25 protein-coding genes and 1 pseudogene are annotated in these 23390 nt (G+C 34.4%); 2 read left to right on the plus strand and 24 right to left on the minus strand.

The features are described from left to right. Positions 1–547 precede the first annotated feature (547 nt). The 5 genes from ppnP to CWS01_RS16005 all read right to left on the minus strand — a co-directional run bounded on the left by ppnP (position 548) and on the right by CWS01_RS16005 (position 4537). A complete protein-coding gene (gene ppnP / locus CWS01_RS15985) occupies positions 548–868 on the minus strand; it encodes a pyrimidine/purine nucleoside phosphorylase (protein ID WP_101178178.1) in 321 nt (106 codons plus the stop codon). A 216-nt stretch (positions 869–1084) separates the two neighbouring features. After that, positions 1085–1417, minus strand: a complete 333-nt coding sequence (locus CWS01_RS15990) for an HPr family phosphocarrier protein (RefSeq protein WP_101178179.1) — start codon at positions 1415–1417, stop codon at positions 1085–1087. 52 nt (positions 1418–1469) lie between these two features. After that, positions 1470–2279: an HAD family hydrolase gene (locus tag CWS01_RS15995; protein ID WP_101178180.1), complete on the minus strand. Its 810-nt coding sequence runs from the start codon at positions 2277–2279 to the stop codon at positions 1470–1472. 188 nt (positions 2280–2467) lie between these two features. Next, entirely contained in the window at positions 2468–3088 is a 621-nt protein-coding gene (locus CWS01_RS23215) for a sugar O-acetyltransferase (RefSeq protein ID WP_101178181.1), read from the minus strand. 72 nt (positions 3089–3160) lie between these two features. Continuing rightward, positions 3161–4537: an MATE family efflux transporter gene (locus CWS01_RS16005; protein ID WP_235852090.1), complete on the minus strand. Its 1377-nt coding sequence runs from the start codon at positions 4535–4537 to the stop codon at positions 3161–3163. Between the two features lie 122 nt (positions 4538–4659). Between CWS01_RS16005 and CWS01_RS16010 the strand changes: the two genes are divergently transcribed. Beyond that, a complete protein-coding gene (locus CWS01_RS16010) occupies positions 4660–5550 on the plus strand; it encodes an AraC family transcriptional regulator (RefSeq protein ID WP_101178183.1) in 891 nt (296 codons plus the stop codon). Between the two features lie 476 nt (positions 5551–6026). Here the strand turns inward: CWS01_RS16010 and CWS01_RS16015 are convergent, their stop codons facing one another. From CWS01_RS16015 to CWS01_RS16035, 6 genes and pseudogenes are all read right to left on the minus strand, one after another. After that, positions 6027–6326 carry a hypothetical protein gene (locus CWS01_RS16015; protein ID WP_101178184.1) on the minus strand — a complete coding sequence of 100 codons (300 nt, stop codon included), beginning with the start codon at positions 6324–6326 and terminating at the stop codon, positions 6027–6029. 250 nt (positions 6327–6576) lie between these two features. Then, positions 6577–6702: a hypothetical protein gene (locus tag CWS01_RS23220; RefSeq protein WP_268877081.1), complete on the minus strand. Its 126-nt coding sequence runs from the start codon at positions 6700–6702 to the stop codon at positions 6577–6579. 253 nt (positions 6703–6955) lie between these two features. Then, complete coding sequence (locus CWS01_RS16020) at positions 6956–7870, minus strand: ABC transporter substrate-binding protein (RefSeq protein WP_101178185.1); 915 nt, start codon at positions 7868–7870, stop codon at positions 6956–6958. A 24-nt stretch (positions 7871–7894) separates the two neighbouring features. Beyond that, positions 7895–8905, minus strand: a complete 1011-nt coding sequence (locus tag CWS01_RS16025; protein WP_101178186.1) for a FecCD family ABC transporter permease — start codon at positions 8903–8905, stop codon at positions 7895–7897. Then, entirely contained in the window at positions 8906–9940 is a 1035-nt protein-coding gene (locus tag CWS01_RS16030) for a FecCD family ABC transporter permease (protein WP_101178187.1), read from the minus strand. Positions 9941–10658: 718 nt separating this feature from the next. Beyond that, positions 10659–11284 (minus strand): annotated as a pseudogene (locus CWS01_RS16035) (LysE family translocator). 559 nt (positions 11285–11843) lie between these two features. On the opposite strand from CWS01_RS16035, the gene CWS01_RS16040 reads away from it, so the two are divergent. Continuing rightward, positions 11844–12719, plus strand: a complete 876-nt coding sequence (locus tag CWS01_RS16040) for a DMT family transporter (protein ID WP_101178188.1) — start codon at positions 11844–11846, stop codon at positions 12717–12719. Between the two features lie 265 nt (positions 12720–12984). On the opposite strand, the gene CWS01_RS16045 is transcribed toward CWS01_RS16040, so the two are convergent. The 13 genes from CWS01_RS16045 to CWS01_RS16110 all read right to left on the minus strand — a co-directional run bounded on the left by CWS01_RS16045 (position 12985) and on the right by CWS01_RS16110 (position 23204). Next, positions 12985–13551 carry an MEDS domain-containing protein gene (locus tag CWS01_RS16045; protein WP_157827681.1) on the minus strand — a complete coding sequence of 189 codons (567 nt, stop codon included), beginning with the start codon at positions 13549–13551 and terminating at the stop codon, positions 12985–12987. A 353-nt stretch (positions 13552–13904) separates the two neighbouring features. After that, positions 13905–14402: a GNAT family N-acetyltransferase gene (locus CWS01_RS16050; RefSeq protein WP_101178190.1), complete on the minus strand. Its 498-nt coding sequence runs from the start codon at positions 14400–14402 to the stop codon at positions 13905–13907. A 165-nt stretch (positions 14403–14567) separates the two neighbouring features. Continuing rightward, entirely contained in the window at positions 14568–15062 is a 495-nt protein-coding gene (locus CWS01_RS16055) for a MarR family winged helix-turn-helix transcriptional regulator (RefSeq protein WP_101178191.1), read from the minus strand. Positions 15063–15429: 367 nt separating this feature from the next. Next, positions 15430–16137: an aspartate/glutamate racemase family protein gene (locus CWS01_RS16060; protein WP_101178192.1), complete on the minus strand. Its 708-nt coding sequence runs from the start codon at positions 16135–16137 to the stop codon at positions 15430–15432. Positions 16138–16441: 304 nt separating this feature from the next. After that, positions 16442–16804, minus strand: coding sequence for a tyrosine-type recombinase/integrase (locus tag CWS01_RS16065; protein ID WP_328588927.1), 363 nt, complete (start codon positions 16802–16804; stop codon positions 16442–16444). A gap of 174 nt (positions 16805–16978) precedes the next feature. Then, on the minus strand, positions 16979–17488 hold the full coding sequence (locus tag CWS01_RS16070; RefSeq protein WP_205161159.1) for a nitroreductase family protein: 510 nt from the start codon (positions 17486–17488) through the stop codon (positions 16979–16981). A gap of 544 nt (positions 17489–18032) precedes the next feature. Beyond that, a complete protein-coding gene (locus tag CWS01_RS16075) occupies positions 18033–18899 on the minus strand; it encodes an SDR family NAD(P)-dependent oxidoreductase (RefSeq protein ID WP_101178193.1) in 867 nt (288 codons plus the stop codon). A 105-nt stretch (positions 18900–19004) separates the two neighbouring features. Continuing rightward, positions 19005–19610, minus strand: coding sequence for a TetR/AcrR family transcriptional regulator (locus CWS01_RS16080; protein WP_101178194.1), 606 nt, complete (start codon positions 19608–19610; stop codon positions 19005–19007). A 609-nt stretch (positions 19611–20219) separates the two neighbouring features. After that, on the minus strand, positions 20220–21338 hold the full coding sequence (locus CWS01_RS16085) for a DUF1648 domain-containing protein (protein WP_101178195.1): 1119 nt from the start codon (positions 21336–21338) through the stop codon (positions 20220–20222). 4 nt (positions 21339–21342) lie between these two features. Then, positions 21343–21723: a GntR family transcriptional regulator gene (locus CWS01_RS16090; protein WP_101178196.1), complete on the minus strand. Its 381-nt coding sequence runs from the start codon at positions 21721–21723 to the stop codon at positions 21343–21345. 340 nt (positions 21724–22063) lie between these two features. After that, positions 22064–22318, minus strand: coding sequence for a DUF488 family protein (locus CWS01_RS16100; protein WP_157827683.1), 255 nt, complete (start codon positions 22316–22318; stop codon positions 22064–22066). Between the two features lie 391 nt (positions 22319–22709). Next, positions 22710–22988 carry a hypothetical protein gene (locus tag CWS01_RS16105; protein ID WP_101178199.1) on the minus strand — a complete coding sequence of 93 codons (279 nt, stop codon included), beginning with the start codon at positions 22986–22988 and terminating at the stop codon, positions 22710–22712. A gap of 21 nt (positions 22989–23009) precedes the next feature. Continuing rightward, positions 23010–23204 (minus strand): JAB domain-containing protein, encoded by a 195-nt coding sequence (locus CWS01_RS16110; protein WP_101178249.1) that lies wholly within the window; start codon positions 23202–23204, stop codon positions 23010–23012. Positions 23205–23390: the final 186 nt, after the last annotated feature.

Below are 23390 nucleotides of genomic sequence, written 5' to 3' on the forward strand. Positions count from 1 at the left end.
TTTTATATAATTATTTAATTAACCTTTCCGACTTTTGAGATAAAAAAATCCCTCTATTGTAAGGAATGCCCCCGATCGTGGAACAAAAAAAAGACGGCCGTAGCGATTCTTCTGGAGTTTAGCCCCCAGGTAGATTAACACCAAAAGAAAAAGCACTCGTTTTTTGAGTGCAATCATTATCTTTTTTTCTTTTTTGATTTATTACCAAATAGACCTATTGCAACTGCTACTCCAATAGCTACAGCAAACCATGAAGCGAAACTCATCACTTCCACCGCCTTTTTTGCTTTAACATTTATACGAATCTATAAACGAAAGGTTTCAGCATTAAAGGTGATACTTGCGTTAAAATTCTCAATAATTTTTTCTCCCTCATGATACAATTTACAAGTATACTCACTAGTGAAGATTTCTTCTTGCGTTAACTTGCGCCATTAGTTGCATAAATAAAGGGATCGCTACAGCAATCCCTGTTCTTTAACTCTTGACCCGTTATTAAGTAATTAAGTTGTATTATAAAGAATTTTACCATCTATCTATATTAAAATCAGTTACCCTCAGGAAGGTAGGAACAACAATAATCTACAACAGAATGAACCTTTAAGGAAAAGCTTTCATTTGCAGGTACATAAAATATACCATTATTTTGAATCGACTTCCATTCTTGTCCCTTTAATTTATATTCTAGTATACCCGTTTGAATATTCATCTCTTCTTTTTGAGATGTTGAAAATTCATATTCTCCTGGAAGCATTATTCCTAAAGTTTTTTGGGTTCCATCTTGAAATATGATAGTTCTACTTGTTACCTTTCCATCAAAATAAATGTTTGCTTTTGTACTGATTTCTACATTAGTAAATTGTGACATTGAATTCATCCTCTCACTTTTCTGTTCTCATTTAATCATAAAAACTTCCAATAGGAAACTAAAAAATGGAGAGCTCTGGTAAAACACTATAAATGTTCCAGTAATTTTAGCATCATTAGGTTTCTTTATTTAAGCCCAAAAACAAAAAGCCACCACATTTGGCAGTCTGATATTAAACTAAAGCATCCTTTGTTTTAATTCCATTTTTTTACAATATTAATTATCAATCGGCTTGGTTTGTTCAACAACAAAAGGTAGAAAAGAGTGATCTTTGTTCAAAAGAAATTTTTCCAATGCAATGAATGTAGGATGTTCATCTATTCCAGATACAATTAATGTAATTTCATCACCTACTTCAATAGCTAAACCCATAACTTTAACAGTTAATTGACTACTCACCATTACATTTTTTCCACCACATACAATTCTTCCATCTTTAATTATCATTACTTTACTATTAAAGGAATAAATCTTTTGTACAAAAATGGCTGCATGGGTAGCCGGTTGAAGTCCTCTCGGGATCTTAACTACAAGTTTTTTAACCACCATTTAGCTCACCTAATTTCCCCGATAATCCACCCAGTTATCTTAAATATGTATTTTAATCATTATTTTTCTGTAAGGATAACATTTGAATGATTGTCTTCATTACAGCGTCTTCTTCATTAGAGCGAGTAATGAAATTTGCAACATTTTTTAATTCTTGAACGGCATTTCGTACAGCAAAGCTATATGTTGCGCGGACCATGAGTTCTAAATCATTGAAACCATCTCCGAAAGCCATTGTTTCTTCAGGAGTCACATTCAATAATCGCTGTAAGTGTTCAACAGTCGTACCTTTATGAACATTGACATTCGCTATATCTATCCAAGCAGCTTCAGAAGCTACAATATAAGCTGATTCAAAATGCGGAAATAGTTTTTCTCTGGTTTCCATACATCTCAACAATGGGTCATGAATCGTGATTTTAACAAAATCCTCTGTTATTTCCTTAAAATCAGAGACTTTTCTTACTTGCGCATAGGACCTTCTGACAATAGCTGCTTCCTCTTGAGGAATATTATCTTTTATTACTGCACCATTTCTTGTACACGCAATAATGGTATGTTCCAAGCTTATTTCCTCAAGTAAATCGATAATTTCCAGTCCTAATTTATTACTAAGCAGAGATTCATAAACAAACTCTCCGTTATGCTTGATTCGAGTTGCGCTATCACCTAAAATCCATAAATCATTTGCATCATCACCAAATAACTCTTCTACACGTTCACACTGCTTACCGGTAACAGGAGCGAAAACAACACCTTTTTCTTTCATTATCTTTTTTACATCCTTGTACAGTTTCCTGTTAAAATCACCGCTATTATTTAAGAATGTTCCATCCATATCAGTTAACACTAATTTAATCATATAATTTTCTCCTTTAATTTCTGATTTTGAAAAATGTAAGTAAATACTTTTTATTTGATAGGACTCTTACGATTTTGAGCAACTTATGACCATTTTGATAAAAATTATTTTTTTCACTTCTTCACATAGGGAGTATTATCTGTTAATTGCTTCAATCTGATCATTTTTTCTGACCCTATTAGGATGAATTATCTCAAACGAGCTTCCTCATCCAAATCTTCTTGAGTTATTTCTTTGTCCTTGTAATAATATTTTAAATCGTGTTCATTGATGGTACGCAACACTTTGCAAGGATTGCCAACAGCAACAGAATTAGCTGGGATATCTTTCGTCACTACGCTTCCAGCACCTATGACACTGTTTTCACCAATGGTTACCCCAGGGCATATCGTACTACCAGCTCCAATCCAACAATTATCCTCAACTTTAACTGGATCAGCATACATATATCCTCTGTAATTAGGATTGATTGGATGACCAACGGTAGCGATTGTTACAGCTGGACCAAACAAAACATCTTTTCCGATGATAATTTTAGTGTCATCAACAAAATTACAGTTAAAATTAATATAAGTACCCTTTCCGACTTCAATGTTGGTTCCATAGCAGAAGTAAAATGGAGGCTCTATCCATGCTTTTGTTTCTTTACCGAATATTTCTTTCATCAGTCGCACGCGCTCCTCTAAAGCATCCGGTCCTGTCGCATTAAATGCAATCATTCTTCTTTTAGCCTGCATCCTGTCTTCCGGCAGTCCTTCACAATAATCTGTGAATAATTTTCCAGCAGAAATTCTTTCTCTCATTGTCATCATACATCGCTCCTTCTATAATTCTATTTGTTCTCTAACCTTGATTAAAAAGTGGGCATCGTTTCACCTTACTTATGTAAAATCTCTTGTAATATTGTTTAACCATCTGTATTGGCGGTAACGAATTATAGCCAAGGGTAGCTTTATCATTTCATCTAAACTGATTACTGCATACAGGATTATAGGATGTACATGCCACACAAATGCACTCATATAACCTAATGGCAATATGATAAACCACATAACGACAGAGTCGCACCAAAGACCAAATTTTGCATCTCCTCCAGCGGGGAATATGCCACCGATGATAGTTGAGTTTATCGACTTACCAATACAGTAGTAAGCGCATATATAAAGCATCCCATTAAGATAAGCTTGTGCAGTACCATTTAAATCCACTATATGGAATACCACGGGTTTTATCAGCAAAATGGTTCCCCCAGCCACTACTCCGAATATCAGTGCGTATAAATTGATCCTTTTGCCGACTTTTATTGCCATCTTCCTATCACTGCTGCCTAGATATTTTCCAACAAGTACAGCGCCCCCGCTAGCAATACCACCACAAAAAACGATTGCCAAATTTTTGACTACTGTTGCAATGGAGTTAGATGCAACCATATCAGCGCTTACATGCCCAATAATGACAGTTGTTACAGTCAAGGCGCCACCCCAAACGAAGTAATTTGCCTGAATAGGCATTGTGTATTTCAGGAAATCGTTGCGCAAGTGACGTTCCATATCATCACGTAAAGGCAAGTGGAACCGAACTTCCCCGCGTCTTATTGAGTGGACAATGCAACATCCAAGCTCGATAAATCGTGCACAAACAGTAGAGACAGCGACACCTGTAATAGCCTTTTCAGGCATACCAGGAAACAAAACAAATACACAAAGTGCATTAAGTGCTATGTTCAGAATAAGGCATATTGAACTAACCCATGCACTAAGGCGTGCGTTCTCCATACTCTTCATCACGCTAAGATACATCTGAGAAATCCCCATTGCGATATAAGAAAACGAGACAGCCCGCAAAAAAATTGTGCCATATTTGATTAACTCGATATCATTTGTAAAAAGCCGCATCAGCATTTCTGGGAAGCACAGTGAAAGTCCGAAAAAGAAAATGGATATACCAAACGAAAACATATTGGCAATACTAAGGACATGTTGTATCGTTTTGACATCCTTCCTCCCCCAATACTGTGCCGTAAGAATACCTGCTCCTGTTGCCATACCCATATAAAAAAGGGTCAACACAAAAGTTACTTGCCCTGCTAGTGATACGGCAGACATTGCCGACTGATTAATTATTCCTAGCATTACAACATCCGCCGCGATGACGGCTGCTGAGATTAGATTCTGTAATGCAATTGGTAATACCAGCGAGATCAACGCACGATTAAAGTCACTATTCTTCGTTATTTCCGTCCTTACATGTTGCCACACCACACATCCCATCTTTCTTACGTATCTTGTAATATCAAAATTGTATAAGTTTCTACTTGTTGTTTCCACCAAAATCGAATATAATTCTATCAAAATCGTATATTCTTTCAGAAGGTGTGGCTATGAGTTTAGAGTTGGAAGTTTTCTCTGATTTATCAGAACAATTAAATTATAATTTGCCTGATTTTCCACTTTATGTGCGTAAAGGTGATCTGCATCAATTCGATAGATTTGCAGCAGCGTGTCATTGGCATCCTGATTTGGAGTTTATTTTCGTGCTAGACGGGGCAATAGAATATTTTGTGAATGGTGAAACAGTGCTTATTGAGATGGGTAATGGAATTTTCGTAAACAGCAAACGTTTGCATTATGGTTTTTCTACCGATAAGGTTGACTGTTCTTACATTGTGGTTGCTATCCATCCTTCACTGCTCGGTGAGAGTACACACGTAGGTAAAATGTATCTGGATGAAAAATTCGGACAAGACACTGAAGACTATATTTTGCTTACATCCCAAATCCCCTGGGAAAATGAAGTCCTACTTTCACTGAAGCAGATTTACAATGACATGAACAGCAATACATGCAATCCACTTCGTCTTCTTTCACAGGTCACGTCTCTTTGCGCCTGTATAGGAGATCATATACAAAAAGTTTCTGGGCATCTTAACGATGATCAGTCATGGATGGCTGTTCGGAAAATGACTGGATTCATCCATCATCATTATGACCTTAAGGTAACACTTGATGACATTGCAGTCGCGGGTTCTATATGTAGGAGCAGATGTTGTGAGTTATTCAGTAAGTATATTGGTCAAACACCCAACACCTATTTGGTACGATATCGTATTCAAAAGAGCTGTGAGATGTTGCTGGAAACAAATAGATCGATCAGTGAGATAGCGATGGTGTGTGGTTTTCAAAGTGCGAGCTATTTTTCATATGTTTTTCGTAAGGAAACGGGATTGACACCACAGGATTATCGAAAGAAAGTTACTTTATCTATACATTAAGTATAAGAAAGAGAAGAATGAATGCGATAAAATAGAGGTTCAAAATATATGTCCCTAATGAAAATCTCATTGAAAATGATCTTTGTCTTCTGGAAACACTGATTTATACTTTTAATTAACTCAGGATTAATACGAAGATCTTAATGACAATCATAAGGAAGAAAATAATGAGTTTTTAGATATTTTTATGACCCTATCCATCGTTGTTTATACCAGTTCCTATTAAAGTAACCTCCCTCAATAAACAAACAATTATCTCTTAAATACGCAGTTTTTCTTAATATTTCTATCCTGATTGATTACTCTATTAGCTTTGATCAGTACGAAAAGAAAACACTCAAGTAGTTTAGGAAGAAAAATAGCTTGGGTTATTTGGTGAACCAAGAGTAAAAATTTTAAAACTTAATATTGAGGGATAAAATATTATTGAATAATGAGCAAAAATGGGGAGCATGTAGCTCCCTATTTCCCTTTACCTATTTTTTTACGCCATCTGGATAATTTTTTACATAATGTTTATCGCCTAGATGTTTAAAATCGTTCACGGTTTTCCGCAATTCATTTGTAAGAGTAAACTTTACTTCGTTCATTGTTCTATAAAAAGTATGCTCTTTGCACCCGTCAGGTTTAATTCCTGCAACTGCATTTGATGCTACTATCCGACGATGTTCATGAATTAATTTATCAAGGGCTTCCAGCACATGTTGTGTGTATTTTGCTACGTCCTTGTGTTCCAATTTTAATTGGTCTTGTAACTCTTTAATATGTTTGTCCATCTTAAACCCTCTTTTCATGTTTTAAGGAGCGCTATAATTAACTAATTAGTAATAAATAAACTATCTAATAATATGTTCCCAATAAATGTTCTACATATTACTTGAAATTTTTACCTTTAGAAATTAATTTTGCCGATAAGCTTAATAGATATATAAAATTTGAATGGGGTGACATAAATAACTCTATAACAACTAAAAAAATTAATATTTAAATTAACGTTAATAATAATATTTATAACTCTTTCTTCTGTTATTCTTTATTCGCTCTTTTCTTCTTCACATCGCTTACTTTCGGTGGTACAGTAAAATTTCGTTCTTTCGCCTCGTTTAGTTTTTCAAATGCTCCGGAAATAGCATCCTTTTTATACGTGTTCACTAGATTCCATCCACTCATTTGCATTTCATAAACATATGTTTCATTGGAATGTTTACTAGGATAACTTGCTTGTTTTGGAGTATATAGCAAGTTTTCGTATGAACTTACTTAATATTAAAATTAATACTAATACTAATTATTATTAATGTATATTTTTTCATTTAAAGGAAAGGATGAATGGGTTTTTTAATCCCCATTCAGTGTGTCGACAAACTAAAAGCCTATGGTATGTCGTCCATAGGCTTTTAGTCATTTATTTCGAGAAAAGCTCTTTTGCTTCTTCCATCGCAAGCTTGTTGCCGAGTGCAGAGTAGTCAAGCCAAGGCTGATCGGAGATGACATAGATATGATTGTTTTTGACTGCTTTCATTCCTTGGTAAATTGGAGATTCTTCCAGCTGTTTGAAGGCTGTTTGGGCTTCATCATCACTATTAACCACTACAAAAATGGCATCTGCATCAAAATCAGGCAAGACTTCTTGAGAAATGACTTCATATGGCTGTGTGGAATCCAATTCCTCGATGCCACGTGCTGGCTGTAATCCTAAATCTTCAAAGAGCATTGGACCAAGTGGACGTTTAGTCGTAAATACACGCAGTTCTTTCGCAGTAACACGGATTGCCAGCGTTGTACTGTCTGCTCCAAGCTCCTCCGTAGCCAAAGTTTTCACTTCATTTGTCAGGCTTTCATATTCTGTAATAAAATCTTCTGCTTCTTTTTCACGATCAACTAGTTTGCCTATTGATTTCAAATGATCGCGCCAAGTCCCTTCATCAAGATTGAAACTCTCTGTAGGCGCAATTTTCTCATATTTGGAGATATCATCCCCTGAAAATTCTTCATCGATGTAGATGACAGAAGGGCTCAATGCAATTAATGCTTCCATGTCAGGGTCTTTTGCAGGTCCAAGCTTTGTCGTATCTTTCAGCTCGTCCTTTACATGTGGAAGGAAGTCATTCAAATCTCCACCGACAACAGAGCCGACAGGAGTTATCCCTAATGCAAGCAGATCATTTGTCAGATGGATCGAGAGGGAAGCGATCTTTGGGACTTCCTTTTCCTCATTTTTAGAATCCTCTGCTTTATTGTCGGTGGAAGCTGTTGGTCCGCAAGCAGAAAGTATCAATAATAGCATAGCGCTAAATAAAATGGCTAGTTTCTTTTTCATTGGTTTCTCCTGTTCTATGATGTGTTATTTTGTTTTTGTCAATAAGTAAAGAAAATAAGGTGCTCCTATCGCTGCAACGACAACTCCTGCTGGTATTGCATTAGGCTGGAATATCGAACGCCCGACAGTATCTGCCAGGACGAGAATCACCATACCGAGGAGGCCTGCGACTGGGAGGAATTGCTGATGTCTCGGGCCGACAAGTCGACGTGCGAGATGCGGTGCCACAAGACCAATAAAACCAATTCCTCCGACCATTGCAACACTCGCGCTTGATAGAGCAACAGCAATCGCAAGGATGTGCAAACGGGAGCGTTGAACAGAGACACCTAGCCCAACCGCAGCATTATCTCCTAAAGATAAGACATCTAATTTTCTCGATTGGAGCCAAGCGAGAGGTGTCAATACCACTATCCATGGCAAAAGGGCGATGACATGTATCCAATCTCTTCCCCAAACACTTCCGACTAGCCATCTTGAAGCAAAGGTGTATGTTTCTTCATCTAGATGAAGAGACAAAAATAAGGTGATGGCATTAAAGCTAGCCGATATGGCAATCCCAACGAGAATGAGACGAATAGGCAATATTCCTTTATAGCGGTCATATGTAAGCAAAAGGATGATAAATGCGGTGAGTATTCCACCGAAAAAGGTGAATAACGGAATGAGTACCGCTGCTTTTTCATTCAATGAATGAAAATAGGTAACAAATATGATGAGACCGAATGAAGCACCTGCATGTAAACCTAGAATTCCTGGGTCTGCCAGAGGGTTCCTTGTTAACCCTTGTAATATCGCACCGGCTATTCCAAGACCAATGCCTGCAAGCATTGTAATTACGATGCGGGGGAGGCGATATTCAAACAGCACTAACGTGTTTTTAAAATCACCAAACCCAAACAGAGTTCGCAAGACTTCTGCTGGAGCAATCCGCAATGAACCTGTATTTAGACTAATCAGGATGACACCGGCATTTATTAATATCAACAGAAGTGCAACCTTATAGGTCTTCTTACTGCGTGAATATATTCTCATCTATAAATCCCTCCCGACTTTACGTGCTACATAAAGAAAGAAGGGAACTCCCACTATAGCCACTAAAATTCCAATCGCTAATTCTCGTGGGGGATTTACAATTCGGGCTCCTAAATCGGCCATCATCAACAGGATAGCTCCCAACAGGCCTGACATCGGAATAATCAGTCTATAATCAGTCCCGACAAGCTTGCGAGCAATATGGGGAATAACGAGTCCAATAAATCCTATTGAACCGACTGCGGAAACAGAAACACCTGCCAAAATGACTGCTGCGATGATCGAAAACAGTTTTATTCGATTCACCTTAATGCCAAGGTTCATAGCCATTTCTTCTCCTAACATGATAAGCGAGATGGGGCGTCCCATGCTTATTGCCCATACGATTGTAATCAGAATGACAGGAACCAGAAGTTTCAAGTGATTCCATTTCACGCCGGCTACTCCTCCTGCATACCAAAAGGCAAGGTCCTGACTTAAATCAAAGTAAATGGCGATTCCTGTGCTCAAAGAGTGCAATAAAGCAGCAATGACCGTACCTGAAATCGTCAATCGCATCGGCGTCAAACCTCCAGGCACAGAAGCTCCCATCAGAAAGATCAGCAATGTGCTAAGCGCCGCCCCAATGAAAGAAAAAAACATTAATAGGGAATAGGAGATGCTCGGAAAAACAGCAAAGCATAGTGTTACGATAAACATCGCCCCAGCGTTAATGCCAAGTATCCCTGCATCAGCCAGGGGGTTGCGCGTCACACCCTGCATTAAAGCACCGGCAACAGCAAAAGCTGCCCCCACTATCGCTGCCCCTATTACTCTAGGTAGACGCAGCTCATAAATGATTTGCTGCTCAGTCAGCGAAGAATCATATTCAAACATCGCAGACCAAACTGTGTGAAAGGTGATATCTTTTGCTCCGAAAGACACTCCTAAAACCAAGGTAACGAATACCCCAATTAAGGAAAAAATGAATAAAAAAATATGCCAAAAAGCAATAAGATGGGGTTTCGAGAGTTTTTGAGAAATATTTTGTAACATGTTATCTCAGCCTTTATCTAATTGTCAATAATGAAAATCATTTTCAATTGCATTTTCCTATTATAGGTATAATATTGCTATAAATCAATCTTTTTTTATAGTTAAAAAGGGATATTAAAGATAGTTGCCGTTTCATTGATAGACGTCCATTTTCTTTCATACAATTCAGTACGTCTAGTGTGTATTGCGTTTTATAAAGGCTTTTTCTCCATATATCCTATATGGTTGAACGCAAATTTGGAGTACCAAATGATGAATCCCTATTTTTCTCGCTATAGTTATAAAGCTATCATGTCTGTTTAAGTATTCTCGAACAGCGCTAATTTTTTTTATTTCATATGAACATTTTTAAATAATTAATATTAACATTAATTATGACATTAATTTTATTACTAATTATACTTTCTTTATATTTTTTTCATTAGGTAGATTATTGAGGCTACATCAAAATCATAATACGCTAAAAAGATTTGTAGATGTTCTTCCTGCTTTTTAGAGATTATTAAGTGAAAAAGCAGATGATCGCTCAAATGAGCGTTTTTTTTTATACTATTTGGATACTTTAGTATTTTTTCTTAACTTTTACATTTATATATGCCGTTTAAAATGAAAACAACCCCCTTTTTCTACAAAGAACTTTTTGAAAAAGGGGGTTGTCTACACTCTGAATCAATCTATATAATAGCTTAATTATTTCTCAAGTTAATAATTATCAAAATTATTTTTCTGCGAATAACCTTGCAGCGAATACTAATAGTACTGTACCAGTAATACCTTCTATAACTCTATTGACACTCTCTCTTTTTAAAAACGTTCTTAGCTGTCGAATTAGTAAGATATAGAGTAAGTACCAAATACCAGTAAGTGCTGTAAAAGTGAGCCCAAATAAGAGAAATTGGAAAAAATGACTTTGATTATTTAAAACAAATTGAGGTAAGAAGCTCAGAAAAAAAACTGTTGTTTTCGGGTTGAAAATGCTTGTAATGAATCCTTGTCTAAAACTTTTTGCTGTACTACTTACATTAGTTCTTATACCTTCTATTTCTGATGTGATAACTCTTTTTGATAAAGCATTTTTATTGATTTGATTGAGAGATAGATTAAATAAGCTGCTCCAGCATATTTAATAATAGAAAATAGCATAGCTGATTTCATCAGGATAGCAGAGAGTCCTAATGTTGCCATTAGTGTATGTATTATCATTCCAGAAACTGTACCTAAAACTGTTTTGATACCTCCATCTCTCCCATATGAAATGGTATTCTTGGTTACTAATACAAAACCGGGACCAGGCATTATAATGATTAGAATTGCTGTTAAGATAAAAAGCAAATAATTCTCCATAAAACAATCTTCTTTCTTTTTTATAATATCACTACAAATAGTTTAACTTTATTCCTTATATAGAGAATGTTAACTTTAAAAATTTTATTAAATTCATAACAAATAAAAAAAACGGTGAAAATATAAGATTTCTATACCTTACCTAATGTCATCAAATATTTTGAATTGGAATAATCTTTTATACTTCTATTATGTTTAATATGAAGAAGTAGGTAGAGTAATATTCAGTGGCTCCGGCTTATGAACATTCATTGTGTCTATATCATGTAGCAAAGTATAACTACGGTGTAACATTAGATTGTTATAACGCTAATTTGTAAGTAATAACATTATCTAGCTTAATACAAAAATGAGTTCTTTTATCGAATACTTATTGTATACTTATTTTTATATTTATTTATAAATTGGAGGTTTATGATGCCATTATCAAATATTAATCCATACGTTAGAATGTCTACGTCTCCACCACCATCGTTTCTGCTCATAAACACGCTTATATTTAAACCAGATTAAGAATCTGCGAAATATAAGCTGTTTCGCAGATTCGAAGGAGTAGGAAATGAAATCTAACATTCAGTTTATATTATCTATGATTATTTTTGGAACAATTGGTTTAGTTGTAAGATACATTGACTTATCTTCGAGTGAAACAGCATTTTTAAGTAGCTCAATTGGTTGTCTCTTTTTAATATTTGTATTCGTTAATCAAAGAAAAACTTTTAAATGGAAAAAGTTGAAGAGTAATGCGTTAGTTCTTTTGGCTTCTGGAATAGCCTTGGGAGGCAACTGGATTTTCCTTTATCAGTCCTATGATTACACATCTCTCGCAAATGCTACATTAGGTTATTATTTTGCACCTGTTTTTGTGATGTTACTTTCACCTATTATTTTAAAAGAACATCTACCAATAAAAAAAGTGATATGTATAGTTATAGCGGTAATAGGTATGATGTGCATTGTGGGAAATGGGATAAGTGCATCTGAAAAAGATGATGTACTTGGAATCATTTTGGGGTTAGTTGCAGCAGCATTTTATGCTGCATTGATGTTGTTGAATAAATTTATTAAAGATATAGATAGGTTGGAAGTAACCATTATTCAACTGGCTACTACAGCTTTTATTCTTCTACCTTACGTTCTTATTACAGAAGGATTTAACATCCTAAATGTATCTATATCCTCCATTCCTTTTATTATTTTATTGGGAGCTGTAAACACAGGAATTGGGTTCTGGTTGTTTTTCTCTGGTATGGAAAAATTAAAAGGCCAGAGCATAGCTATGTTGAGTTATGTTGATCCATTCGTAGCTATTTTAATCTCTGGGTTAATTTTACAAGAACAATTCACGTTATTACAAATCATAGGTGGAATTCTCTTATTAGGCTCTACTTTTATTAGTGAAATGAGGTTCCGCAGAATACAAGGAAATAAGTAAAAGGGCATCCTCTATTGTGCAGTTTAAGATAGAGAAAAAGGATAATACCTTTATTTAGGTATTGTCCTTTTTGTTGCTGATTTTGTCTGTTCAAACGTCCGAATTGAAGGTGACATAAAAAACAGCTGTCTATGACAACTGGATTTATTTAAAGGAAAGCCCTCTTTAGTTTTTAAGTGCAATGTTCCGCAATCTTAGCTATATTGGGCAAAACAGCTTCTTTAGTACTGGGCAACCAAAAGAACTGCCAAAAACTTGGATTCAGTTAATCCGTTACTTTGGTAGGGAATACAATTGTATCATCAGTTAGCATTACACTGTGACATCTAATTAAAATTTCCTTTAAGCTATGAGGTGTTCGGTTAACATCATAAGCGCAGACTGAAATTAATCCTTTTTCGTTAACAAACCTATCCACCTTTTTTTCATATTCTTCAATTTGTTGTATTATTTCATTATTATCGCCCCATTCCACTAGTCCCCAAGTCCATACAGGGACGTTGTTTTCCAACTGAGGTAAGATGTTTTGTTTATAATGAGCAAATATCCGTTGAGGCTCAAAACCTCTATTCTTAAAATAAAAGTCATAGTTGTTTATAAAATGAATTTTAGCGATTTCTCCTTGGCTCAGTTCTCTTTTTAAAATTTTATTTATTCTGACGAAATTCCTATCGTTTTCAATAAGAATAATATGGGAACCAGATTTAACTCCTGTAGTTATAAAAGTAACTACATTCTGAAGATAATTGTCTATATTCTTAAATTGATAAAATATATGTCCTTCAGTATCTTTATATTTATTTAATAAATTCAACAATAGTGTATTATCCAATGTATATCTCCCTGCAATAAAAATAAGTTAATGTTTAAATTATAACTTATTTAAGTTGCTTTGTAACTAATCTACCCCTTTTGTGACATAAGAAGAGGCGCTCTCTTTTAATTAAAGGAAAGCACCCGTTGATTTAAGATTATTTGTCTACAAAATTATTTTTTTCACTTCATTTACAAGAATACTGCCTCTATAGCCCCAGAAGCAACTTATTGCCCTTTTTCATCCTTCATTTATTACAGGAATGCTGCCCGTTTAAACGAGAGAAGAGATGACTCTTCCAAAAATTCTATTTATTCTCTTGCTCCAGCTTACTAGTAGGTGTCACCATTATCCACTTCAAGGTAAAAGGATTAATCCATAGTCTCTCTTAATTTGATCATGTTATACCAGCATACTCCTCCATGTTGTGATTCAGACATGCCATGGTTAACAAACTTGGACTTTTCATAAAAAGAAACTAATTCCTGTTTACATGTTAAAGTGATTCCTTCTCTTTGATTTTCTTTCGCAATATCTTCCATTTGATCAATTAATATCTTAGCAATCCCTTGATTTCTGGCCTGTTTGGACACTGCTAATCCTAAAATACTCTGATATCCACCTCTTTTCGGGTTCTCTTTGATTTTCTCAAAAAGATCATCCGTAATGTAAGGTTGATTAATGATAGGTCCATTAATATAACCAAGGATTTTCCCTTCCTTTTCTGCCACAATAAAGGTATCAGATATCAACTGAATTCTCTCCACAAATGCTTCTTTCGTGGCAGCTTCTTCTATCGGAAAGCCTTCATTTTCAATAAGTAACAGCTGTTCTAAATCGGTAGCTTGAACATTTCTTAAAGAAATCATCTTGTCTATATCCCCTTGTTTAACCGATTTGACCCCAAAAATTTAGTAATGATAATTTATAGATTACATTAAATTGTTTAGGTTCTAAATAATAAATAATTTAGAGTCTAAACAATAATTCGTCAAGTTATCTTTAACTCATGGACTATTACTACCCTATCTTTTTTATTCATTATTTGGGATTTCTAACAACTCAGTATACTTTTGCATAACATTGTAAAATAAATTGATTTCTTCAGTAGTAAAACGCTTGTGCAATGTTTTATCAGCCCAAGTGAGTTCTTTAATATCATACTCTTTATGAGCTTTACTTAAAATTTCTCCTTTATCAGTGACATACAAATGTACGTTCTTGGCATTCCCAGCTTTTTTCTTTCGTATAATCAAACCACGCTGTTCTAGTTTCGTAATAATCTGTGATACAGCACCTCTTGTTCGGTTCCACTCCAATGCTACCTCAGTAACAGTAGTTCCGGGATTTTCTTCAATAACAGTCAGTGTATGCACTTCAACCATATTAATGATTTCTCCTGTACCATAATCACGAGCTGTTTTTATATAATCATTGTAATTCATAACAAATTTATAGATAATATTTGCCTTTGCATCTAATTCATGATACTTAGCATTTGTTTGAATTACATTTTCAGTATCTTTCATTTCACCTCACAACCTTCCGACTATACAGTAAATTACAAAGTCTTAATTTTTTATTATATCATTATGTAATAATCTTTTAATATTTCTACTCTATCCTCTATGTGGTCTTAATTTTAACTTCATCTTTTTTATAACCAAATTCTATTTAATAATTCATAGACTGGATAACTAAACTTCTGTATTGAAAATTCCTTTTTAAACTAACCAATTTTGTGACATAAGAAAAGGCTGTCGCAGCAACCATACTCCTAAACACAAGCATCCGTTTGTTTAAGTGAAATCTTTCACAAACTAACTTTGGAAAAGAAAAAGAGGTGCCGCAGCAACCTCCGTTGTTCAACTTTATCCCCCTATAAGTTCAATAAGGTCAAAGTGTTTTGTCCATAAAAATAATATCGATAATCTTATTAATGTGAATTTCTGCTGTATTTAATGAATGGATATTTAAATCCTCCTTTTTGATTAACATAGGGAGTTCTGTGCAACCCAATACAATTCCTTGTATACCATCTCTATTAATCATTTGATTGATGATACTTAAAAAACCTTTTTTTGTTTCGTTGTTCACAATGCCATTCTCTAATTCCTCAACAATTTTCCGATGAATGTATTCCTGTTCCGATTGATTCGGTACTACCATCTCTATGTTATTAGAACTGAATGGTCTTCTGAAAAAATCATTTTCCATCGTGAACTTAGTTCCTATAAGACCAATCTTTTCTAATTTCAAATCCTGTGCTTTTAAATATGTTTCTTCTACAATACTTATCATAGGTATATGGACTTTTTGTTGAATTTGTTCAAAAACAATATGGGGTGTATTTCCACATATTACTACAAAATCAGCCCCAACACTTTCTAATTTTTGAACAGCATCAGTTAAGTAATGAATTACCTCTCGCATTTTTCCATTAGTAAGCATATTAAACATTTTGTACATATTAATGCTGTTAATAAAGAGCTCTGGTAATTCTTCTTTACTACCAATCTTTTCTTGAAATTTAGAAATGATGGATTGGTAATAATCTACTGTTGCTTCTGGTCCTATACCTCCCACAATTCCAACCTTTTTCATGCTATCAGTCCCTTATCCAGTATTATCAAATATTTATATATGTTAATTAGAATTTTGATTTTAGTCAATATTTCGAAGATAAAAGGATAAGTTTTAAGCTGGATTGTTTAAATGACGTTCTACTTCAACGAAACTGCCATTTTAGCACCAAACGAAATGCTGCCATACTAAAAAAGAACTGTAAATTGCCTACAGTTCTTTTAGAAATATTTTTTATAAAGTTCACGTCTTAATTGACCACTTAAATAAGCATATATCCTCTAATGGTGCTCTGATGGTAACGAATAATTATCTGTTCGATTGTCTATATACCTTTTAAGCCATATACTACATCGTGTATTAAAATAAACTTCTCTTTCCTTTTTTCCACTATAATGGACTGCTCCGAAAAGTTGATGGAACTTTGATCTAAATTTCCTATTTTTCCTATTCTGCAACCGGTAGAATACATAAACTCAAATAATGCTTTTTCAAAAGGACTGAGGCATGCTTCTCTTAATATCTCTATTTCCTCTTCTTGGGTCCACTTGAACAACGACTTGATAAAACGAATCCGATGACATAAGCTAGATGCTTTTAGTTCACTCGCAACTTCCCCCAGATACAATTTGATAGATTCAGTTGTAATATCCTCTATCGGAATATCACCTAAATATTTTATAAACAATGTAGATTGAGCCTTATAAGCTTTTAATGTCTGGGAAGAGTATCCTTGAATTTGTTTATCTACTTTTAATTGAATATTTTAAAACAAATATTTTAACGTTTTGCCCATCCTTTACCATTTAAGAAATCTTTCATAAAGGACCTAGGGAGACGAGCAAAACTTCCAATTGCTGTTTCAGACCATGTACGATTCGGTTTTTTTTCCAGAGCGCTTTGCATAATACAATTTAGTAGTCTCGTCATATTGTTTAATAATTTCTTTTGTATTGCTGTTATAACGATTTGTGTGGTAAATATCTTCAAATGGAATCCTAGGCTTACTGTCATCACGTTCATTTGGATAACCAACGACGAGTCCAAATATAGGAAAGACATACTCAGGAATATCAAGCAACTCAGATATTTTTATTATTCCATCTCTAACTCCACCGATATAACAAACACCTAATCCCATGGATTCCGCAGCAATGACCAAGTTTTGAGCTGCCAATGTAGCATCTATAGCACCTACCAGTGCAGCGTCTATTCCCTCAATCGTCTCTGAAATATCCATATCTAAATCTTCGGCCATTTGTTTATGACGATTTACATCCGCACAAAACACAAAAAAATGTCCGCCCTCTGTTATAAATGGTTGATTCCCTGCGTGTTCTGCTATTTTCTGTTTTAATTCTTGATCCGCCATATCTACCCCTACAACAAGTATTCTTCACGCAACTTAACGTATAGAATACTTTCTTTAATTTGTATGTATATACATACAATTTGTCCAATATATTGAATGAATAGTTTTATGATTCTATTTATATTTAAAGGAAGCAACTCCATTATGTTTAAGTATACAAGACAAAATTGTAAATGATATTGGACAAGAACAATATAGGAATTTCTTAACTACTTTAAAGAAATTAGAAGAATCATTTGAACTATACGAAAGGTAAAATACAATCATTAATTCATAGATGAAACTGTTGTTTGTAGTTTTACTTTTAATTGATGTGAAAGCCAATGTATATTAATTAAGAATATACAGGCTTTCCCTTCTTCCACTGACCTGCCAGGTTAGTACAATAAGAAAACGGAATCGCCGCAGCTATTCCATCTTTAACTCAAGCCTCCGTTAGTTTAAGTATAATTACTCACAATCTTAGATATATGCAACAATTAAAAATAAAGGCACAGTATGTTTCGTGCCTTTATTAAAAATTAGTTCTTTAATCTAGATTTATTTAATCCAAATATGGACCAATAATTTTCATGCAGTAATCCCACAGAATTTTTTCGTGTTCTGCAGAATAATGTTTATCCTGCGGTTTTTCCTCTTTCATGTTGCCAAAGAATTTTTCAGTAACATTTTCTACTTCTTTGGATGTAGCTAAATAGACTGTTGTTGCAGCTCCTTTTTCGGGAGAAGCCATGAATGGCAGTGCCACCTTAAATATCATATTTTGGATAAAACCTTTGTCGTTATCTTGTCCAAATCTAGTCGCAACAGCACCTGGGTGTAATGCGTTAGCCGTTATATTATTAAATCCCCTATCTTTCAGTTCAATTGCCAAATGTCTTGTAATCCATATTGTATATAATTTGGACAACGCATATGCTTTGCTTGGGGTGTAGTTTTTTTCTAACTGCAAATCGCTAAAATCTGGCTTAGTTGCAATTTTATGCGTTGCTGAAGATGTATTAATAATTCTTGCAGAAGGACTTTTTACCAACACATCCAATAATAACTCCGTTAAAAGCAATGGGGAAAACACATTTAGTGTCATTGTCTTTTCAAGACCATCTTTAGTTATTTCTCTTTCCTTGCTGAAAATTGCACCAGCATTATTTATTAACACATCGAGTCTATCATATTTTTTCTTGAAATCCTCAGTCATTCGCTTAATGTCTGTGAACGAAAATAAATCCGCAATTAAAGTATCCACCTTATCATTGCCTGTTTCTAATTTTATTTCTTCGCACACTGTCTGAGCTTTATTTTTATTTCGTCCATGTATGATGACAGTATGTCCTTTCTTTGCCAAAGCCTTAGCTGCTACTTTTCCAATTCCATCGGTAGCTCCTGTAATTAATAGGATTCTATTTTGCATTCTAATTCCTCCTAGTTTTTTTGTTCTAGTGATTTTCCAAAAAAATAATCGAACGTTCGTTTATTTAATTATCTTAAAGAAAAGCACCCAGATAATATCTAGTGCTTAATTCTTTATCGCATCCCAGCACATCTGGAAAACTAAATAGTAATCAATATCCTGCAACATTCCTTGTTGGCAGCTTTCCTTATACAGTTGACTAATTGGGTAAAAACAGAATCCAATAAGTAAAATTGGTGAGGTTCTTTTCAAAATGCCTTCCTGAATTCCCCTTTCAAATACTTCGATTGTTTCTTGACTCTGTACCTCGATTTCCTTATGCATAATCGGAGTAACCAGTGGGGAATTTGAAGATTGCTCGATAAAAAAGAAATAATCTTTATGTTCTTGCATAAACTCTAATAGATTTTCACAAATCTTTCTGACGGACTGTTTTACCGTTTCATCCTTACTGATACCTCTATTACAAGCAGAATGCATCTGCATTTTTACATCCATATAGACTTTTCTAAACATATCCTCCTTATTTTCATAATAGGTGTAAAGGGTAGAGGTAGATACTCCTGCTGCCTTTGCAATCTTAGACATGGAAACATTAACAAATCCAATTTCATTAATCATTCGGACCGTTGCTGAGAAAATTGCTTCTTTTTTATTTTCATCTTTTATTCTCATGACGCTAATAATAAACGAACGTTCTGTTATTGTCAATTAGATTTAATTTTATTCCTATTTCTAAATACATATAAATAATTGAATGATAACAGTATTGAATTGTTTACGCTCTGAGAGTTATATTTCAATACTTTTTTACACTAACCTGCTTATTGGCACAATAAAAAAAGCGATCCTCCATTAATGAAGCATCGCTACCTGTTACTTTAAGGACAATTCTTCACAAACTTCTATATTTAATAAACAAATAAATAAGTTTGAATTCTATTGATGGGAAAATTGACTTTAAGAATAATCCAATATTGAATAAATCCATAATTGTCTTCTCACGAAAATCAAGAAATAGTCTACTGCCAAAACTGGAACGAGTTTGAATCCTTTTGACCTCATGTATCAATTTCGCAGTTCTCGCTTTAATGTATAAAGAAGGATCGCAAATGGTAGGAATACCACTATCTATCCCCGCATACCATTCACACTCTTTTCGTTATTGCATTTTCCATACAGTTTTATTGTAGTTTATGTCATCTGCTTTAAGCCCATTTCTCCATGTACTGATTTTCTTCATGTAAATGGTTTTCTCGCTATCAAAAACTGGTTCATTCTAAACACTTTCATAAATATCGCTCTTTTTCTCGTCCATTTTTAAAATAAATTCGGAATAAGAATAATTAAAATAATAGGAACGATTAGGATTAAATACCCAATTGGATTGGCAAAATTCATGGTAAAACCAATACCAAAACGCTTTTCTACAAAGACAGAAGGGTCGTTACGGTTAAAATAGAATAAACCGCCTATCCAATACTTATCTTCATCAATACCTTCTACCTTATTTGAATGAGAGTCCTCAATGATTTCCTTTCCTTCGAAATCTGAATCTAAACTACCAACCTTAACCGCTAACCAAACCGTGCCTACTAAGACAATAATTAACAAACATAAAGGCGCAAGCATCATAAGTAAATCACTAATTATATTTTCGTATAGAAGATTTAGTTGTAGTATCGCAAACAGCAGAGTGATTAAAATATCAACAACAAATAGGAACCAACTAGTATATTTACGAAGACGTAATTGCCTTAATTCTGACGATTTAACATTTCCAGCATTGATTTTAATACCGGAGCATTTTGTAAAAACATTTATTCCATAAAACATGAGTTGCATGAGGATTAAAATAATTGGCATACCCAATGCAACCATCCAGCTTTTATCACTAAACGCATCTGCTTGACCATTTGAACCCCAGTGTGTTGGAATTTGTCTAGGTAATTGATCGTACAAATTCACAGTTACAATAATTAAACCTAGCGAAATAATGACAGGAATGAGATATATAAAAGAGGCAAGCATTTCGTCTTTTGAACGAATTTTCAAATCAGCATAATGGACCTGTTTCACTGCACCAAACCAATCTTTAGTTTGCTTTAGTTTTGTTATTTTATAGTGAAAATAAAAATAAAGGGACAGCCCAACTAGTAGGATAACAAAAGGAAAAACTACACCTACAAGAGCTAGTCGATTCTCATTAACATTGTGTCCCTGAACCAGTAGGGCCAAACCAGCTAAACTAGCAAGTGTAAAAACTGAAGTTATTATTACATAAGACTTCTTATACTGGATAACTTGGGGATGTCTCACTTGATCATAAGGAATAGAGACCCCAAAAACAACAGAGCGTTTAGTAATAAACGGAATAAAAATTTGAAGCACACCCACAAAAAGGATGGTTAGAAAGAAAATAATAAATTCCATGTCCATTTGATTATACCTCCTTAATTTTTGAAATAATATTCGAAATCAATTGATGGAGATCTTCTTCACTTAATCCACATACTAGTCCCTCAGCAACAACTGGTCTCAGCTCCTCACCTAAATTTTCATATTGTTTTTTCGAAGCCTGCTTTTCTGTATTCGCAATGATAACTGCTCCTTTTTTTGGAACAATTTCAATAACTCCCTTAGACTCAAGTTCATGATAAGTTTTATTCACAGTGTGCATATTGATTCCTAAATCGCTAGCCAATCCCCGCACTGAAGGCAAGGTATCGCCCTTCGCTAGTTCTCCACGGACAATAGCTTCCATTATTTGCGTCCGAAGTTGTAAATATAAAGGGACATTTGATTGAGAATCAAGAATAATCACTCGAGCACCTCCAATCTTTGTTCTATATGAACTATAACAGTTTCTGTTCTATATATACTATAACAAAACTGTTCTACTTTGTATAGAACAAAACACTCATATGCTCTTACTAATTTGTCTCGATCTTCGGAAGAAAAACCGATACGAAACGTTTTGGCAATCTTTAGCGCTTCTTTTACTTCTCCTTTTTTAAATAGATTAATAGCAATATCGGTCTTTCTTTCCGTTTCCTTCCTCCTCCTAATTCTCAAAATCGAATAAACTCGGTTCTTTTACTTCTTTATAGCTCTCTAATTGTATTCTTACGGAATCAGGCACTTTGCCATCTTCTTGTTTCATTTCACGCTTTTTTTCCTTTGTTTTCAGCAGTACATTCAGCAAAAGGGAAACATTCTTCACGCTTTCCTCCCCATTCGGTCACTTCCATTCCTAATTCTTTTTCCAGCCATTCCGCAACAGCGCGTCTATGGCACCAATCATTAAATTTTTCATAGCATAATAGCACCGCATTATTTGGTAAAGACTCATAGATTTCTTTCGCATTTAATTTTGATAGTTTTTCAAAAAATGCTTTATCATAATCCTCTCTATCCATTTGCAGCATGGTCCGCGTTGTAGCTAATTGTAGCTCATATTCTCCACGGAAATACCAATCGGCACCATTTCCTCCGGAAGTTTTTTTCCATTTGCATAATAAGATGTATAGATTGTTTTCATTGTCTTCTCATTTATTAACGTTAATTTTAATATTAATTTATATGTTAATACAAATATTATACCTACCTAATTATAGGGGGTATCGCCTTTTTCTCCTGTTAATTCCACCCTGCACTTATACTCTTTCTAATGTTGCAATATACATATTTTTTGCCGTACTCCATTCTCTACCGACCCAATTCTACCCTTCTTCAAGTAATTTTTTACCGTTGGATTCTTTTGGATCATTGCTCTTTCTATTTGTTCCTCTACAATTTCCACTCCTTCCTCTATCCTTTTGAATAGATTTGAAGATTACCATTTATTTGACGATGTACATGCCCTAAATCTACTACGATATAACGGATAGTATCTTTTCCTTGGGCATTTAATGTTCTTTTTATTTCGATTATAGCTCCTTCGATGAAAACAGGTGTTTTTGTTGGAGCATCGGAATAGAATACTCCAACTTTTTCTTCCTTCTGAAAGTCATGAAAGGAAAATCCTATTTTAAATCCTTTTACTTTCTGGCTTTTTACAAATTGATGATAATCTTTAAAGTCATTCATGCTGCTGACCCCCTTTCCGCATTATTTTATATAGCCTTCTTCTCTTAAACGGACATAATCTCCATCATCCCCAACGATGATATGGTCTTGTAGTGGAACTCCTATTATTTGACCAGCGTGTACTAAACGATTGGTAACCTCTTTATCTTTTCTGCTCGGTTTTGGATTCCCCGATGGATGGAAAAGGACATGTTTGATTAAGAGAGGTTCGGTAATACCTAAATGTTACTTTGAATTAAAATTTGATCAAAAAACCTTACAAACCCATATTTACGGTAAATAAAAAGAATCCATTTAGAAAAAAGATTGATCAAAATGGATTCTTTTTATTGATGATTAAATCAATGTTCATGTGAAATTTCTAATCAAACTTTATTTAAAAGCTGCAGAATCTATATTTCT

It is taken from the genome of Niallia nealsonii, assembly GCF_002835805.1.
Lineage (GTDB): Bacteria > Bacillota > Bacilli > Bacillales > Cytobacillaceae > Niallia > Niallia nealsonii.

Excerpts from the sequence above, each read along its gene's own strand:
- CWS01_RS15995 (WP_101178180.1), bottom strand. The coding sequence starts at position 2,279 with ATGATTAAATTAGTGTTAACTGATATGGATGGAACATTCTTAAATAAT.
- CWS01_RS16010 (WP_101178183.1), top strand. The coding sequence starts at position 4,660 with ATGAGTTTAGAGTTGGAAGTTTTCTCTGATTTATCAGAACAATTAAAT.
- CWS01_RS16085 (WP_101178195.1), bottom strand. The coding sequence starts at position 21,338 with ATGGACATGGAATTTATTATTTTCTTTCTAACCATCCTTTTTGTGGGT.
- CWS01_RS16020 (WP_101178185.1), bottom strand. The coding sequence starts at position 7,870 with ATGAAAAAGAAACTAGCCATTTTATTTAGCGCTATGCTATTATTGATA.
- CWS01_RS16025 (WP_101178186.1), bottom strand. The coding sequence starts at position 8,905 with ATGAGAATATATTCACGCAGTAAGAAGACCTATAAGGTTGCACTTCTG.
- CWS01_RS16070 (WP_205161159.1), bottom strand. The coding sequence starts at position 17,488 with ATGGCGGATCAAGAATTAAAACAGAAAATAGCAGAACACGCAGGGAAT.
- CWS01_RS16015 (WP_101178184.1), bottom strand. The coding sequence starts at position 6,326 with ATGGACAAACATATTAAAGAGTTACAAGACCAATTAAAATTGGAACAC.
- CWS01_RS15990 (WP_101178179.1), bottom strand. The coding sequence starts at position 1,417 with ATGGTGGTTAAAAAACTTGTAGTTAAGATCCCGAGAGGACTTCAACCG.
- CWS01_RS16075 (WP_101178193.1), bottom strand. The coding sequence starts at position 18,899 with ATGCAAAATAGAATCCTATTAATTACAGGAGCTACCGATGGAATTGGA.
- ppnP (WP_101178178.1), bottom strand. The coding sequence starts at position 868 with ATGTCACAATTTACTAATGTAGAAATCAGTACAAAAGCAAACATTTAT.
- CWS01_RS23215 (WP_101178181.1), bottom strand. The coding sequence starts at position 3,088 with ATGACAATGAGAGAAAGAATTTCTGCTGGAAAATTATTCACAGATTAT.
- CWS01_RS16060 (WP_101178192.1), bottom strand. The coding sequence starts at position 16,137 with ATGAAAAAGGTTGGAATTGTGGGAGGTATAGGACCAGAAGCAACAGTA.
- CWS01_RS16040 (WP_101178188.1), top strand. The coding sequence starts at position 11,844 with ATGAAATCTAACATTCAGTTTATATTATCTATGATTATTTTTGGAACA.
- CWS01_RS16030 (WP_101178187.1), bottom strand. The coding sequence starts at position 9,940 with ATGTTACAAAATATTTCTCAAAAACTCTCGAAACCCCATCTTATTGCT.
- CWS01_RS16055 (WP_101178191.1), bottom strand. The coding sequence starts at position 15,062 with ATGAAAGATACTGAAAATGTAATTCAAACAAATGCTAAGTATCATGAA.
- CWS01_RS16105 (WP_101178199.1), bottom strand. The coding sequence starts at position 22,988 with ATGAATGACTTTAAAGATTATCATCAATTTGTAAAAAGCCAGAAAGTA.
- CWS01_RS16100 (WP_157827683.1), bottom strand. The coding sequence starts at position 22,318 with ATGGATAGAGAGGATTATGATAAAGCATTTTTTGAAAAACTATCAAAA.
- CWS01_RS16050 (WP_101178190.1), bottom strand. The coding sequence starts at position 14,402 with ATGATTTCTTTAAGAAATGTTCAAGCTACCGATTTAGAACAGCTGTTA.